15 protein-coding genes are annotated in these 13,617 nt (G+C 67.4%); 2 read left to right on the forward strand and 13 right to left on the reverse strand.

Annotated elements, in window-relative coordinates:
• Positions 1–73: 73 nt before the first annotated feature.
• On the forward strand, positions 74–1,048 hold the full coding sequence (gene nrdF / locus ACFUCU_RS01650) for a class 1b ribonucleoside-diphosphate reductase subunit beta (RefSeq protein WP_290257638.1): 975 nt from the start codon (positions 74–76) through the stop codon (positions 1,046–1,048).
• Between the two features lie 97 nt (positions 1,049–1,145).
• On the opposite strand, the gene ACFUCU_RS01655 is transcribed toward nrdF, so the two are convergent.
• The 10 genes from ACFUCU_RS01655 to ACFUCU_RS01700 form a co-directional block, all read right to left on the reverse strand.
• The gene (locus ACFUCU_RS01655; protein ID WP_377970234.1) at positions 1,146–1,661 is read right to left on the reverse strand and encodes a hypothetical protein; all 516 of its coding nucleotides are present in this window, start codon (positions 1,659–1,661) and stop codon (positions 1,146–1,148) included.
• Positions 1,662–1,750: 89 nt separating this feature from the next.
• Complete coding sequence (locus ACFUCU_RS01660) at positions 1,751–3,241, reverse strand: DUF222 domain-containing protein (protein WP_377970236.1); 1,491 nt, start codon at positions 3,239–3,241, stop codon at positions 1,751–1,753.
• 125 nt (positions 3,242–3,366) lie between these two features.
• A complete protein-coding gene (locus ACFUCU_RS01665; RefSeq protein WP_377970237.1) occupies positions 3,367–4,431 on the reverse strand; it encodes a spore photoproduct lyase family protein in 1,065 nt (354 codons plus the stop codon).
• 27 nt (positions 4,432–4,458) lie between these two features.
• Positions 4,459–5,703, reverse strand: a complete 1,245-nt coding sequence (gene rlmN / locus ACFUCU_RS01670) for a 23S rRNA (adenine(2503)-C(2))-methyltransferase RlmN (protein ID WP_377970239.1) — start codon at positions 5,701–5,703, stop codon at positions 4,459–4,461.
• A gap of 156 nt (positions 5,704–5,859) precedes the next feature.
• Positions 5,860–6,834 (reverse strand): aldo/keto reductase, encoded by a 975-nt coding sequence (locus ACFUCU_RS01675; protein WP_377970240.1) that lies wholly within the window; start codon positions 6,832–6,834, stop codon positions 5,860–5,862.
• Complete coding sequence (locus tag ACFUCU_RS01680) at positions 6,771–7,592, reverse strand: alpha/beta hydrolase (protein WP_377970241.1); 822 nt, start codon at positions 7,590–7,592, stop codon at positions 6,771–6,773. Before ACFUCU_RS01680 ends, ACFUCU_RS01675 begins: the two co-directional genes overlap by 64 nt.
• A 5-nt stretch (positions 7,593–7,597) precedes the next feature.
• Entirely contained in the window at positions 7,598–8,386 is a 789-nt protein-coding gene (locus tag ACFUCU_RS01685; protein ID WP_377970243.1) for a class I SAM-dependent methyltransferase, read from the reverse strand.
• Positions 8,387–8,395: 9 nt separating this feature from the next.
• Positions 8,396–9,934, reverse strand: coding sequence for a putative bifunctional diguanylate cyclase/phosphodiesterase (locus ACFUCU_RS01690; protein WP_377970245.1), 1,539 nt, complete (start codon positions 9,932–9,934; stop codon positions 8,396–8,398).
• The gene (locus tag ACFUCU_RS01695) at positions 9,931–10,320 is read right to left on the reverse strand and encodes an STAS/SEC14 domain-containing protein (RefSeq protein ID WP_377970247.1); all 390 of its coding nucleotides are present in this window, start codon (positions 10,318–10,320) and stop codon (positions 9,931–9,933) included. Before ACFUCU_RS01695 ends, ACFUCU_RS01690 begins: the two co-directional genes overlap by 4 nt.
• 108 nt (positions 10,321–10,428) lie before the next feature.
• The gene (locus tag ACFUCU_RS01700; RefSeq protein WP_377970249.1) at positions 10,429–11,052 is read right to left on the reverse strand and encodes a GNAT family N-acetyltransferase; all 624 of its coding nucleotides are present in this window, start codon (positions 11,050–11,052) and stop codon (positions 10,429–10,431) included.
• Between the two features lie 138 nt (positions 11,053–11,190).
• Here ACFUCU_RS01700 and ACFUCU_RS01705 point away from each other — a divergent pair, with 138 nt between their 5' ends.
• The gene (locus ACFUCU_RS01705) at positions 11,191–11,409 is read left to right on the forward strand and encodes a three-helix bundle dimerization domain-containing protein (protein ID WP_364135274.1); all 219 of its coding nucleotides are present in this window, start codon (positions 11,191–11,193) and stop codon (positions 11,407–11,409) included.
• Between the two features lie 206 nt (positions 11,410–11,615).
• Here ACFUCU_RS01705 and ACFUCU_RS01710 read toward each other — a convergent pair whose 3' ends face one another.
• From ACFUCU_RS01710 to ACFUCU_RS01720, 3 genes are all read right to left on the reverse strand, one after another.
• Positions 11,616–12,278, reverse strand: a complete 663-nt coding sequence (locus tag ACFUCU_RS01710) for a ScbR family autoregulator-binding transcription factor (protein WP_377970251.1) — start codon at positions 12,276–12,278, stop codon at positions 11,616–11,618.
• Positions 12,279–12,486: 208 nt separating this feature from the next.
• On the reverse strand, positions 12,487–12,900 hold the full coding sequence (locus ACFUCU_RS01715) for a RidA family protein (protein ID WP_377970253.1): 414 nt from the start codon (positions 12,898–12,900) through the stop codon (positions 12,487–12,489).
• An 11-nt stretch (positions 12,901–12,911) separates the two neighbouring features.
• The gene (locus ACFUCU_RS01720) at positions 12,912–13,616 is read right to left on the reverse strand and encodes a class I SAM-dependent methyltransferase (RefSeq protein ID WP_377970255.1); all 705 of its coding nucleotides are present in this window, start codon (positions 13,614–13,616) and stop codon (positions 12,912–12,914) included.
• Position 13,617 lies beyond the last annotated feature (1 nt).

Raw genomic sequence — 13,617 nt, forward strand, 5'->3', positions numbered from 1 at the left:
AGTACGACGGCGGGCGCCCGCCCGCCGTCGTACGCTTTAACTTAGAGAACCAACCCAACATTGAGGGGATGACATGACCGAGAAGGTCAAGCTGCTGAGCCACGTCGAGGCGATCAACTGGAACCGTATCCAGGACGACAAGGACGTGGACGTCTGGAACCGCCTGGTCAACAACTTCTGGCTGCCGGAGAAGGTGCCGCTGTCCAACGACGTCCAGTCGTGGAACACCCTGACGCCGGCCGAGCAGCAGCTCACCATGCGGGTGTTCACCGGCCTGACCCTGCTGGACACCATCCAGGGCACCGTCGGCGCCGTCTCGCTGATCCCGGACGCGGTCACCCCGCACGAGGAAGCCGTCTACACGAACATCGCGTTCATGGAGTCCGTGCACGCCAAGAGCTACTCCTCGATCTTCTCCACGCTGGCCTCCACCAAGGAGATCGACGAGGCGTTCCGCTGGTCCACCGAGAACGAGAACCTTCAGAAGAAGGCCCAGATCGTCATGGACTACTACCAGGGTGACGACCCGCTGAAGCGCAAGGTGGCCTCCACCCTGCTGGAGAGCTTCCTGTTCTACTCCGGCTTCTACCTGCCGATGTACTGGTCCTCGCGGGCCAAGCTGACGAACACGGCCGACCTGATCCGCCTGATCATCCGCGATGAGGCCGTCCACGGTTACTACATCGGCTACAAGTTCCAGAAGGGCCTGGAGAAGGTCTCCGAGGAGAAGCGCCAGGAGATCAAGGACTACACCTTCGAGCTGCTCTTCGAGCTGTACGAGAACGAGGTCCAGTACACCCACGATCTCTACGACGGCGTCGGCCTGGCCGAGGATGTCAAGAAGTTCCTGCACTACAACGCCAACAAGGCACTGATGAACCTGGGCTACGAGGCCATGTTCCCGGCCTCCGTCACCGACGTGAACCCGGCGATCCTCTCGGCCCTGTCCCCGAACGCCGACGAGAACCACGACTTCTTCTCCGGGTCGGGCTCGTCGTACGTCATTGGCAAGGCTGTCAATACTGAGGATGAGGACTGGGACTTCTAGGTTCCTCAGCCAGCATCGCATGTGAGAACGGCCCCGCACCTTCTGTGCGGGGCCGTTCTGTCTTGGTAGTGGGTCACGGTGGGATGGTCGCGCCGGATCAACACTCGTCGATGATCTTGCCGACCACGCTGCCGACGGCGGCACCCAGGGCCGCACCACCGGCGCCACCGAAGTAGCCGCCGATCACTCCGCCCGCGCCGGCCAGGGTGCCCTGCCAGTTGCCTCCGGACTTCTTGTAGACCACGGTGGTTGATCCTCCGCCGCCGCCGTCGTCGGAGACGTAGGATCCGACGGCGCCGGAGGCGTAGGCCAGGGCGACCGGGCTGGCGTTGCCCTTCATCATGAGTTCCTCGTACGCCTTTTTGACCTCGTGGTAGGCCTTGGCGGCGTCGTGCTTGCCTCCGGTGGCCTTGTGGCCGAGCTCGCAGATGTGGGTCAGTACCGGCAGCTCTGCCTCGGTGATGAAGTTCAGCTCGTGCAGTTTGCTGAGCACGATCTTGTCGGCCTTCAGGCGGTCGCCTTTGGCCTCGGCCATGATGCGCTGCACCTCCCTGGCCGCCGCGCTTTGCATCTCGTAGACGCCAATTCCGCTGAAGGATTCGATGCTGGACATTGGAATGCCCTCCTAAGTGCTGGTTGAGGCGCAGGTCTGCGCAGTGGAATCTTGCTCCCGTCGCGGACGGAAGGGAATACCGAAACTATTCAGAAGCCGGCAGCGTCTTCGAGGCTCGGTTCACCGGAGTATCCGGGCAGGGCTGAGAGGGAATCCGGCCAAAGCGGCGGTTCCCAATCCTGCTGTTCGCTGCGGTAGCGGCGTCCGGTGGGGGAGACCCATTCCGGCGGCTCCTGAGGCGTAGCCGGCGTCGGCTGCCAAGCCGTGGTGTGTCTGAGTCGGTGGTGCTTCCGGCAGGGCTGGCCGAGGTTGCTAATCCCGGTGGTCCCGCCCTTCGCCCAGGCCAGCAGGTGATCTGCATCCGTATCGAGGGATGAGTTGTTACAACCTGGGAAGGAGCACTTGGCGTCCCGCAGCCGAAGCCATTGCCGCATTGCCTTGGGGATCCGGTAGCTGGTGCGGCCGATCTCCAGTGGCGCACCATCCCGGGGATCTACCAGCACCCGGTAGAACGAGTCCGCCCCGTCCGCCACCAGCCTCCTGGCCGTCGACGGCGGGATCGGTCCGAAGCCATCCAGCATCGCCGGCTCATCGGTCAGCCCCAGCAGCGACAGCACCGGGACGGTGACCAGCACCTGCGCCCGCGGGACCGGCGCCCGGCCAATGGTGGACGCGGAGGCGGTCCCCTCAAGACCAGGTCCGGCGTCGCCGTCGACGTAGCCATCGGAACGGTCGGCCAGCAACAGGGTAACGGCCACGTCCGCACGGAGCTGGGCCAGTGTCCGCGGCTCGTCCGGTTCCTGCAAAGCACGGGAGGCGGAGGTGAGCCGGTCGAAGATTCCGGCCGCTTCCACCGCCGGTAGATAGGCACTCAGCCAGGCCATGCCGTCCCGGTCGGGGTGAAACTCCACCCGCCGGTCGGCCGTGCCGCGGGTGTGCCGGGCCTCGATGCTGGCCGGATGGTGCCGCTCGCGCCACGTTCTGGCCTTCGCCCGGAACCGTGCGGGGATGAGTTCACCCGCGTAACAGGCGCGAGCCGGTGAGGAGGCGTTCGGGTCGAGAAAATGCTGCTCCAGAGCCGCAGCACCGGCGGGGGAGAGACTCGAAGCTTCGTCCACCATGATCCGGGCGTGCTGCCAGGAAACCTCGCCGGCACGCAGCGCGCCCAGCGTCAGGGGAAGCGACGACGTCAGGGCCAAAGCTTCGGAAATTAGCGCCGCGGCGGACCGTTCACTGATCTTGAGGACACCGGCAATTTCCGCGACGGTGCCCATCTCCCGTGCGGTGCATTTCTGAGGCGTTGTGGCAGGTCCGGCAAGCACATCCGCGAGCCGAACGTACTCGCCGGCCAGGTGCACCTTCAGCGCCGCCGTACGGGATTCCAGACGCGCAACTTCCGCCAGTCCATCCAGGCAGGTGTCGGCGAGCAGCCGGGCGGGATCGGCCTCGGGCCCGAGCGCAGGGCCAGCCACGGGGCAGGAGAGCAGCCGCTCAAGCGCGGCGGCGGACTGCGTCAGGGCCGCTACCGCCGCCCTGATGCCTGCATTGACGCCATAATCGAAAGCCTCTCCGCTCTCCATGACTCAACACTAGGGCGGAGCACCGACATTTAAACCCGGACGCAGGCTCATCCGTGTCCGGGACCGGCGAGAGATAGCACGCCTGCGCGTAAGACCGGGGACTGCCAACCAGCTCCAAGCCTCCCTCAGAACGCGTAGCGGATCCGACAATAGGGCGCGATGTCTGCGATGAGCTGCGTCAGTTGCCGCACGTAGCCAGCCTTGGTTCCCGACCGGTAGCGGGCGTTCGTGAATCCGTTCGACGAGACCTTTGACTCCTGCAGGTCCGGGCGCCAGAGTGCCTTCTCAGCCTGCGGGTGCCAGCCCAGATTTACCTCGTGGAGCCCCTCGTTGTGCGTCAGGAAGATGACCTCCGCCGCGAGTTGGGCCTTCGCGGCGCCAGTCAGGGTGGCATCCAGCTGACGCAGCAGCTCCTCCCAATCGTGCAGCCAGGTGTCCGTGATGATGACGGGGGAGAAGTTCACGTGCACCTCGTAGCCGGCCTCGACGAAATCGTTGATGGCGGCCATCCGTTCAGCCATCGGCGAGGTCCGGACGTCGACGGACTTGGCCAAGGCCGCGGGCATCAGGGAGAAGCGGATCCTGGTATGGCCGCCGTGGTCCCACGCGAGCATCGCCGGGTTCACGTACTTGGTGGCAAAAGACAGCTTCGCGGTGGGAAGGTCCCGGAAAAGTGTGACCAACTCTTCCACGTTGTCGCTGATGAGGGCGTCGACGGAGCAGTCGCTGTTCTCGCCGATGTCGTAAACCCAGAGTTCCGGGTCGCACTGGTTGGGCTCCAGCTTGATGCCCTGCCGCGTGGCATGCCGCTCCAGCGTCCGGGCGATGTCGTGGATGTTCGCAAACACGGCGACCGGGTTGCTGTACCCCTTGTGCCGGGGCACATAGCAGTAGGCGCAAGCCATGGCGCAGCCGTTCGCCGTCGAGGGTGCAATGAAATCCGCCGACCGGCCGTTGGGTTTGACGGTCAGCGACTTCTTGACGCCGAGGACCAGTGCCTCCGTCTTGATCCTGGACCAGCGTGGCACGTTCGTTTCATCCCCGTGGACTTCCGGGATGTTCCAGTGGCTATCGACAAGGACGACGTAAGCGTCCGGCCAGCGTGCGACGATTTCCCTGCCCCGGGGTAGTTCCAGTGCCGCAGGCTGGGCATAGATGCGCCGGATTTGTAGCAGGCGGTTGAACTCCACGATTCCGTTCCCCTGCGGGCCCGGGGACTACTCGTCGGCGGCGGCGAGCTGGCCGCAGGCGCCGTCGATCTCCTTGCCACGGGTGTCGCGGAGGGTGCAGGGGACCCCGGCGGCGCGCAGCCGGGCGATGAACTCCTGGGCCACCGGCTTCTCCGAGGCGGTCCAGATGGAACCCGGCGTCGGGTTCAGCGGGATCGGGTTGACGTGCACCCAGCCCCGGCCGCGCTGGTTCAGCTTCTTGGCCAGCAGGTCGGCACGCCACGGGTGGTCGTTCATGTCCTTGATCAGCGCGTACTCGATGCTGACGCGCCGGCCGGTCTTCCGGTAGTACTCGTACGCGGCGTCGATCGCCTCGTCGACCTTCCAGCGGTTGTTCACCGGGATCAGCTCGTCGCGGAGCTCGTCGTCGGGCGCGTGCAGTGACAGTGCGAAGGTGACCGGAATTTCCTCGTCGGCCAGCTTGCGGATGGCCGGGACCAGGCCCACGGTGGAGACGGTGATGTTGCGGGCCGACATCCCCAGCCCCTCGGGGGACGGGTCCACGAAGCGGTGCAGCGCCGCCATGACACGCTTGTAGTTGGCCAGCGGTTCACCCATGCCCATGAAGACAATGTTGGTGACGCGCTCGTCGTCGTGCTCCTTGGGGCCCAGCTCGCCCGCTGCGATGGCACGGTTCGCGGCGACCACTTGGTCCACGATCTCCGCGGTGGACATGTTGCGGGTCAGCCCCGCCTGGCCGGTGGCGCAGAACGGGCAGTTCATGCCGCAGCCGGCCTGCGAGGACACGCAGAGCGTGATCCGGCCGGGGTAGCGCATCAGCACGGACTCGACCAGGGCGCCGTCGAACAACCGCCAGAGGAACTTGATGGTGTCCCCGTTGTCCGTGCGGAGGCGGCGGACCTCGGTCAGCAGCGGCGGGAACATCTCGGCCACGAGCTCCTCGCGGCCGGCCTTGGGCAGGTCGCTCATCGCCGCCGGATCCGTGGTCCAGTGCTGGAAGTAGTGCGTGGAGAGCTGCTTCGCGCGGAACGCGGGAGCACCCATCTCCTTGAGCTTCGCGGCGCGCTCCTCCAGCGTGAGGTCAGCGAGGTGCGCCGGCGGCTGCTTCACCCGCGGCGAGGCGAACTGGAGGACCGGCCGGCCCTCCGAGGTGCGCGCCTGCTCCCAGCCTTCCGCCGTCGGGCGGACCTGCGGGCGTGCGCTGCCGACGGCGTCGCCGCCCTTCGCGCGGGTACGGTCGGGGGCGTCGGAGGGGGAAGTTGAGGAAGTCATCCTTTCTATTGTCCCACGCCGTCCTACCACACGCTAAGCGCGGGGCAGCCCGGCGGCCGGGCGCGGCACCGGCGGGCCGCACCCAGGGGCCGCGCCCGCTGCTGCATCCGGCGTCCGGCCGCTGGCGTCCGGCGGCCAGTGCACCGGGGCCGGTTCCTAGTAGCCCGCGACCTCGTGCGGGACGTACGGGCTCTCCAGCTCCGCCATCTCCTCCGGCGTCAGCGTCAGCTCCAGCGAGGCGAGGGCGTCCTCCAGGTGCTGGGCCTTGCTGGCGCCCACGATCGGGGCGCTGACCACGCTGTTGGCGCGTACCCACGCCAAGGCAACCTGGGCGCGGGGCACGCCGCGGCGCTCGGCGATGGTGCGCACGGCGTCGGCAACGGCCCGGTCGCTGCTCTCGGCGCTGTAGAGGGTCTTGCCGAACTCATCCTTTTCCGAGCGGTTGGTCTTCTCGTCCCAGTCCCGGGTGAGCTTGCCGCGGGCCAGCGGGCTCCAGGGCAGCACCGCGATCTTCTGGTCCGCGCAGAGCGGGAACATCTCGCGTTCCTCCTCGCGGTAGACCAGGTTGTAGTGGTCCTGCATGGTGACGAACCGGGTCCAACCGTTGAGCTGCTGCAGGTAGAGCGCCTTGCTGAACTGCCAGGCGGCCATCGAGGACGCGCCGATGTAGCGCACCTTGCCGGCCTTGACGACGTCGTGCAGTGCCTCGAGCGTCTCCTCGATCGGCGTCGAAGGGTCCCAGCGGTGGATCTGGTAAAGGTCGATGTAGTCGGTGCCAAGGCGGGTCAGGCTGGCGTCCAGTTCCGCGAAGATGGCCTTGCGAGAGAGTCCGCGCCCGTTGGGGCCGGGGCGCATGACGCCGTGGACCTTCGTGGCTATGACGGTGTCCTCGCGGCGGGTGAACTCCGCCAGGGCGCGGCCCACAATCTCCTCGCTGGAGCCGTTGGAGTAGACGTTCGCCGTGTCGAAGAAGTTGATTCCAGCATCCACGGCCTGCCGGATCAGCGGTCGGCTTTCCTCCTCGGGCAGGGTCCACGGGTGCGGGCCACGCTCCGGGTCCCCGTACGTCATGCAGCCCAGGGCCAGCGGTGAGATGTCCATGCCGGTGTTGCCGAGTTTGATGTAGTCCACGTCTGCCTTCCGTCGAAAATCCCACGGCCGCCGGTGCGGCCTTCGCCCCACGTTAGGCGACGAGTCTGACAAATTGCGAGGAACGCACAGTCAATGGAGGAGAGGATTGCGACGACGGCGTCCGCGACGGCGCCGGGCTGGCTAAGGAACGGGGAGTGGCCCGAATCCAGGGCCTCGTACGTGGTGCACCGGCGGGCCATCCGCAACTGGAGCGTGGGGTCGAAGGCCTTGTCCTGCCGGCAGACGATGTACGTGCTCGGCGTCGTCAGCCAGGCGGTCCGTGCCGGGACACCGCGGCCGTGCCCCGAACGCTGGGGAAGGAGCAGGGACGTGGCCCTGGCTCGGTCTTCGGGACTGCAGTCGGCATAAAGGAGGTCTCCGGCTAACTCCGGCCGCAGGCGTGAGGTCCCGTCGTCGTGGTGCTCGACGATGCTGTTGATGAGGGCCGCCCGTCCGCCGAGGGAGGCGCCGCTCTCTCCAGTCGCCGGGACGAAGGCCGCGACGTAGAGGAGGTGGCTGATCCTTTCAAGCCCCGTTACGACGGACCCGCCATAGGAGTGCCCCAGGACCAGCGGCGGGGATGCGCAGGAATCGACGACGGATTGGACGGCATCGGTGTCGGCGGCGAGTGAGCCGCGGTGCAGGTGCGGCGTATGAACCGTCAGGCCCCGCGAACGCAGTTCCTCGACGAGCTTGGCGAAGTGCCGGGGCTGGTGCCACAGGCCGTGAACCAGGACCACCTCGGCACGCGCCGGCACCGGCCCTAAACTCCCTTGAGTAGGGCGAAGTAGCCGGGAACCTGCTGGGGGAGCCCCTCCGGCTTCATGGGAACGACTTCGATGTTGATCGGCCCCTCGGAGCGGAGCTCCCACTCAGAGGCCGGGAAGGCACGCTGCCGTTCCGCCCCGCCGAACCGTCCCGGCCGGGGGAGGTGCTGGAGGGCGCGTTCCAGTTGGCGGGGGACGTGGTGGTGGCTGGCGCCGAGCGCGGTGAGGTAGTCCAGGCTCGATCCGGGGAAGTTGGTTTCGGCCAGGAACACCTGGCCCTGGCCGGCCACAAGCGTGCGAAGGTTCGCGGCCAGTGCGGCCTGGTGCGCGGGATCCAACACGTGGAAGACGCCCCGGACAAAGACGTTCGCCGGACCGAGCCGGTCCAGGAGCTGCGCTCCGGCGCCTTCGCCGGTGGCGTCGACGGCCAGGAAGTCGGCGTTGGGGATGTTTCGGGCCTCGTGGGCCGCGCGGGCGACGGCCCCGGGGGAGACGTCGATGCCGAGGACCTGCGGGAAGAGCCCGGCCAGCCAGCGGGTGTGCGTGCCGTTGCCGCAGCCGACGTCGATGACGGGCAGGGCCGGATCGAAGGCGTCCAGCAGGACACGGGCGTACTGGGCGTGTTCCGCAGCGGAATCCGAATCCCAGAGGACATCGCCGTCGCTGCCGGTCGCGCGGACGCCGGTCCAATACCGGTCCCACGCCGTGTGCGGGTCCCGCGGGGCCTTGGAGGTCAGGCGCACCACCGTCGGGACAAGGAGCAGCTGCTGCCAGAGCTTGGACATCCGCTTACTCTACCGGGGCTGGACCGCGCCGCGGAGCCGTTCGAGCACCTGCGCGGCGTCGACCGGGCGCCCGTACAGGTAGCCCTGGCCGTACTGGCAGCCCATGGCCTGCAGCCGGGACGCCTGGCCCTCGGTTTCGATGCCTTCGACGATGGCGTTCAGCTCGGCGGCCGAGATCAGCTGCAGCACGGCGGCGACGAACTTGTGCTGCCGGGGGTCCGATTCGAGGTTGCGGATCAGGGACTGGTCCACCTTGACGGTGTCCGCCGGGAGGGAGCGCAGGTAGCTGATCGAGGAGTACCCGGTTCCGAAATCGTCGATCTGCAGTCCGACGCCGAGGTCCCGCAGCCGGTGCAGGATTTGCTCCTCACCGGCGCCGCGGGACATGAGGACGGTCTCGGTGATCTCGAGGACCAGCCGGCGGGGCTCCACGCCGTGGCGTGCCAGGGTTTCCCGGACGTCGTCGACCAGGTCGCTGCGCAGGAGTTCCGCGGCGGAGAGGTTCACATGGAGTCCGAAGTTGGCCAGATCCGGGGCCTCGGCCTTCCAGCGGCCCAGCTGGGCGATGCCTTCCTGGAGCACCCATCGGCCCAGTTCCAGGATCAGCCCGGTCTCCTCGGCGATGCCGATGAACAGCTCCGGCATGATCGTGCCGTGGACGGGGTGGTGCCACCGGACCAGGGCCTCGACGCCGGCGATCCGCCCGGTGGCGAGTTCCACCACCGGCTGGTACAGCAGGGCGAGTTCCCCGCCGGCGGCGGCGCTGCGCAGCTCGGAGGTGATCCGCGACCGTTCCAGGACGGCGTCGAGCATGTCCGGATGGAAACGGCGGACCTTATTCCGGCCCTCGGACTTGGCCTGGTACATGGCGATGTCCGCGTCGCGGATGAGGTCCTCGGGCGAGTAGCCGGCGCGTTGGATGCACACGCCGATGCTGGCCGTGGTCCAGACGGTCTCGGAGCCAATCTTCACGCTTTCCTGCAGCGCGTCGCGGGCGCGCTGGGCGATGGCGAGGGTCTCTTCCTCCGTGGCGCCGTCGATGAGGACGGCAAACTCGTCGCCGCCGAGGCGCGCTACGGTGTCCTCGGCCCGGACCACCGAGAGCAGGCGTCGGGAGACCTCCACCAGCACCGCGTCGCCGGCACTGTGGCCGAGGGTGTCATTGATGGCTTTGAAGGAGTCGAGGTCCAGCACCAGCACGGCGGGGACCCTGGCTGCGTCTGAGGTGGCCGCGATGGCGTCTCGGATCCGTTCGCTGAGCAGGTGCCGGTTGGCCAGGCCTGTCAGGGCATCCGTCTTGGCCATCAGTTCCAGTTCCACCTGGGTCCGGCGCAGCATGGCCGTCCGGGCGGCCACGCGCTCCTCCAGTTCCGCGTGGATGTGGCCGAGTTCCTCCGCCAGCAGGTTGATGCCGGTTATCACCGCATCGATCTCGTCACCGTTCTCGGAGGCGACGAGCCGTGCCTCGAGGTCGCCGGCGGCCAGGCGGACAATTCCTTCGACGAGTTCCTGCAGCCGTGGATCGGCGGTCTCCCCGTCAGGGCTCACGCCGTGGGACCAGCTTGTCCGGTAGTGAGCCACGCCAGGGCGTCGTCACGGGAGGTGAAGAACCGGGTGGGACACGGCGGGATGTGCACGCCGAGGAAGAAGTTCGCCAGGACACGGTCTACCGGCGACCGGCCCAGCAACGCGATGCGCGAGGCGCTGCAGGGGATGGACCAGATGGCCCGAGCCTCGCGGCTCACCGACGCGACCGAGGCCATGTCCACGAGCATGGGATGGGGCTGGTCCTGGCAGACATCGTTCACGGTGGCCATCGCGGCCCGGGCGTCCTCGACCTGGATGTCCACCTTGGGCAGCCAGCGCAGGTGCACGTAACCGCCGTCGTCGAGCTCAACGCTGCCCTTGCCGCCGTCGACAATAACCGGTGCCATGTCCCCTTACCTTCCAAGACCCAAGCCGAAATGTTCGGCAACTCCCTAAAGGTACCCCGGGACGGGGCGTCGCCCGGCAAAACACACGATTATTCGCCTCCGGCAGCGCTAGGCGGGAGCGCCCAGGGCGGGCCGTCCGGCATCAATCGTCCGCACCGCCCGTGCCCGGGCTTCGGGCCAGGACTTCGCGGGGAGGACGAGGACGGCCATGTCCCGCCAGCCGGAGTCCGTGGCGGGCGACGGGATCCTGCGGAAGCCCTCGACGGCGAACCCCAGGGTTGTCAGCGACTTCAGCGAGCGGACGTTGCGGGGGTCCACGTCGCACTCGATCCCGTCGGCTCCGGCCGCGAACAGCCAATCGAAGACGGCGACCTTCGCCTCGTGGTTGGCGCCCGTGCCCCACAGCGCCGGGTCGATCACGGTGCGGCCCACCCTGACCCTGCCGTCCGAGACGCCGGTGATGCCGGTGGTGCCGGCGAACAGCGGCGATCCGGGCATCCTGTGGTGGTGGATGGCGAAGACCGCCAGTCCGTCGTAGCGCCGGTGGATGAATTCGATGAGTTGGCCGTAGGTGGCAGGCCGGGGGCCGCCGTCGCCGTAGCCCTGCGACCACACCGAGTCGTGCGTCAGCAGGCGGGCCAGGGGGTCGACGTCGGCGGCGGCGAAGGGCGAGAGTGCAAACCGGCCGTTGTGGGTCACCAGAACGGGCAGCCGGCGGGGGAGACGCACCATGGTGACCTTTCCTCAACAACGCCCCGGGGATGCGGGGTTGGAGGAAACTGTGCGGCAGGAAGATGAATGCCGGGTGACGCCGTCCGGAACGGCAGTGGATTCATTGACGGCGAATATCCGCTGGCTCACAATGACAGCATGAGCGACGCTGAGCAGGAATCGACCATCAGCCAGGTTACCGAGCGCCTCGCGGCACGCTTTCCCGAGGCTCCCCGGCACCGCATCGAGAGCATCGTGGGGGAGGAATACCACTCCCTGGACACGGGCCGGATCAGGATCTACGTCCCTACCCTGGTGGAAAACAGCGCCCGTTCCCGGCTGCACCGCGAGGCGGGCCGGCCGGACGACGGCGAGTAGCCGCCCCGCTTTTCCTTCCGCTATAGCGTGGGCCAGAAAAAGGGCCGCTGAATGCGTCGGGACGTCCGGAAACGGAAAAAGCCGTGTCGGCGCCCCCCAAAAACTTGTGCGCCGACACAGCTACCGCAAAAGTGCGGTTCCTAATGGATATGTCACAACCTTAGGGCACGGCAGTCCCATAAACAAGACGGGCGTCCGGTTTTTGTCTAATCCGTTGCCGGGGCGGGTTTCAGGACAGCCTGGGGAATGAGCGCGGACAGCTTCTTGGCCTGTTCCAGCAGGTCTTCGTGCAGGATTCCGGGCAGCATGATGTCCCACATCTGCTCGATGCGCTGCATGACATCCTGGCGTTCGGTCAAGACGCAGGAGACCATCTGCACGCCGGTGAAAGAGGCCACCAGGTAATGAGCGAAAGCTTCCGCGTCGACGGAGGCCCGCAGCTGATGCGCGGCCCGGGCCTGGGCGGTCAGCTCTTCAATGGTGGCGATCCAGTCCACGTAGGGCTCCCGGACCGGTGGCCCGAATGAGGTGGCCTCGAACGTAAGGCGCGTCCCGGCGCGGACCACGGGTTCCTCAAGCAACTGGCGCCCGAAGGTGGCGCAGATGAGAATCATCGACTCGAGGGGTGGCAGGCCTTTGGCCAGGACCCGCTGGCCCTCTGCCTCCGCCAAGCGGTGCTGTTCGGCAATGACCGCCCGGGCGAGGGCTTCCTTGGAGGGATAGTGGAAGTACATGGCGCCCTTGGTCACCTGGGCCCGCTCCGCCACCTGGGTCAGGCTGGTGCTGCCGTAGCCCTGTTCCTCGAAAACCGCTGCGGCACCGGCGATGACCGCCGCTCGGGTAGCTTTTGCGCGATCCTGAAGGACCATCTATCAACCTCAGACTGGTGGACGTGCACTGCGCGCCGGACGCCGCTGGGCGCTCCGCCGGTCCCCGCGGTTTCCGCGGACCCCTCGATCGTAACAAGGGAGGGCCGGACGACGGCGCACGGCGCACCACCAGCTGCCATGCGCCGGGAGCCCATTCTTCGTTCAGCGGACGCCCAGCAGGGGATCGGGGGGCAGCTGCGGCGGCGCGTCAGGGTACTACCGCGGCGACGGCCTCGATTTCGACAAGCTGGTCAGCGTACCCAAGAACCGTGACGCCCAGCAGGGTGCTTGGCACGTCGTGATCTCCGAAAGCCTCCCGGACCACCTCCCACGCACTGTGAAGATCGGCGCGGTCGCTGGACGCCACGAGGACCCGCGTGAAGACGACGTCCTGGATGCCCGCGCCGGCGGCTTCCAGGGCTACCCGCATGTTGTCGAGTGCCTTCCTCGCCTGGCCGGCGACGTTCCCGACCTCCGCCGTCGTGCCGTCCACATTCAGGGGGCACGCTCCCGCCAGGAAGATCATTCGTGCGCCGGGAGCGACGGACGCCGCGTAGGCGTATTGGGCCGCGTTGCTCAGCCCTTCCGGATGAAGGAGGGTGACCGTGGGTCTTTGGTGCATCGACGGCGTCTTCAGCCAGCGTCGAGGACGAAGAAGATGAACGACAGGAACGCGGAGCGTTCGCCGGCGGCGATGCGGCGTGGAAGCAGCTCCGAGGGTGTGGTCGGCGAGGGGGCCGGTTCGGCGACCCGGACCACTCGGTAGCCGGCCGCGGAGAACGCATCAAACATGGCGTGCAGCGGCCGGTGCCAGAAGGTGAGCACTGCGGGCTCGCCGTCGAACTCGAATTCCTCGGAGTACTCCCGGGTCGCGAAGTAGTCCTCGCCGGGATAGTTGACGACGCTGACCGTCGGATGGTTCACCGACAGCATCAGGCGGCCGCCCGGGACCAGGATGCGGCGAAGCTCGGCCAGGGGTGCCGACCAGTCCTTAAGGTAGTGAAGGGCCAGCGAGCAGACGACGTCGTCGAAGGTGTTGTCCGGGAACGGCAGTACTTCGGCTAGGTCAGCGACGTGGAGGTCCGCGTCCGGTCCCAGGCGCCGCCGCGCGAGGTCGATCATGGCCGGGCTGACATCGATCCCGGTCACCGAGGCGCCCCTGGTCAGCAGCGCCTCCGCCAGCGGGCCGGCCCCGCAGCCGGCATCCAGGATCCGCTTGCCCTGGACGTCGCCGGCTAGGTCCAGCATCGCGGGCCGCTCGTAGTGCGCGTTGAGGAGACTGGACTCGTTCTCCGCGGCGTACCTCGCGGCAAAGCCGTCGTAGAGAGCTGCCTTCATG

It is taken from the genome of Arthrobacter sp. NPDC057259 (assembly GCF_042668995.1).
GTDB lineage: Bacteria > Actinomycetota > Actinomycetes > Actinomycetales > Micrococcaceae > Arthrobacter.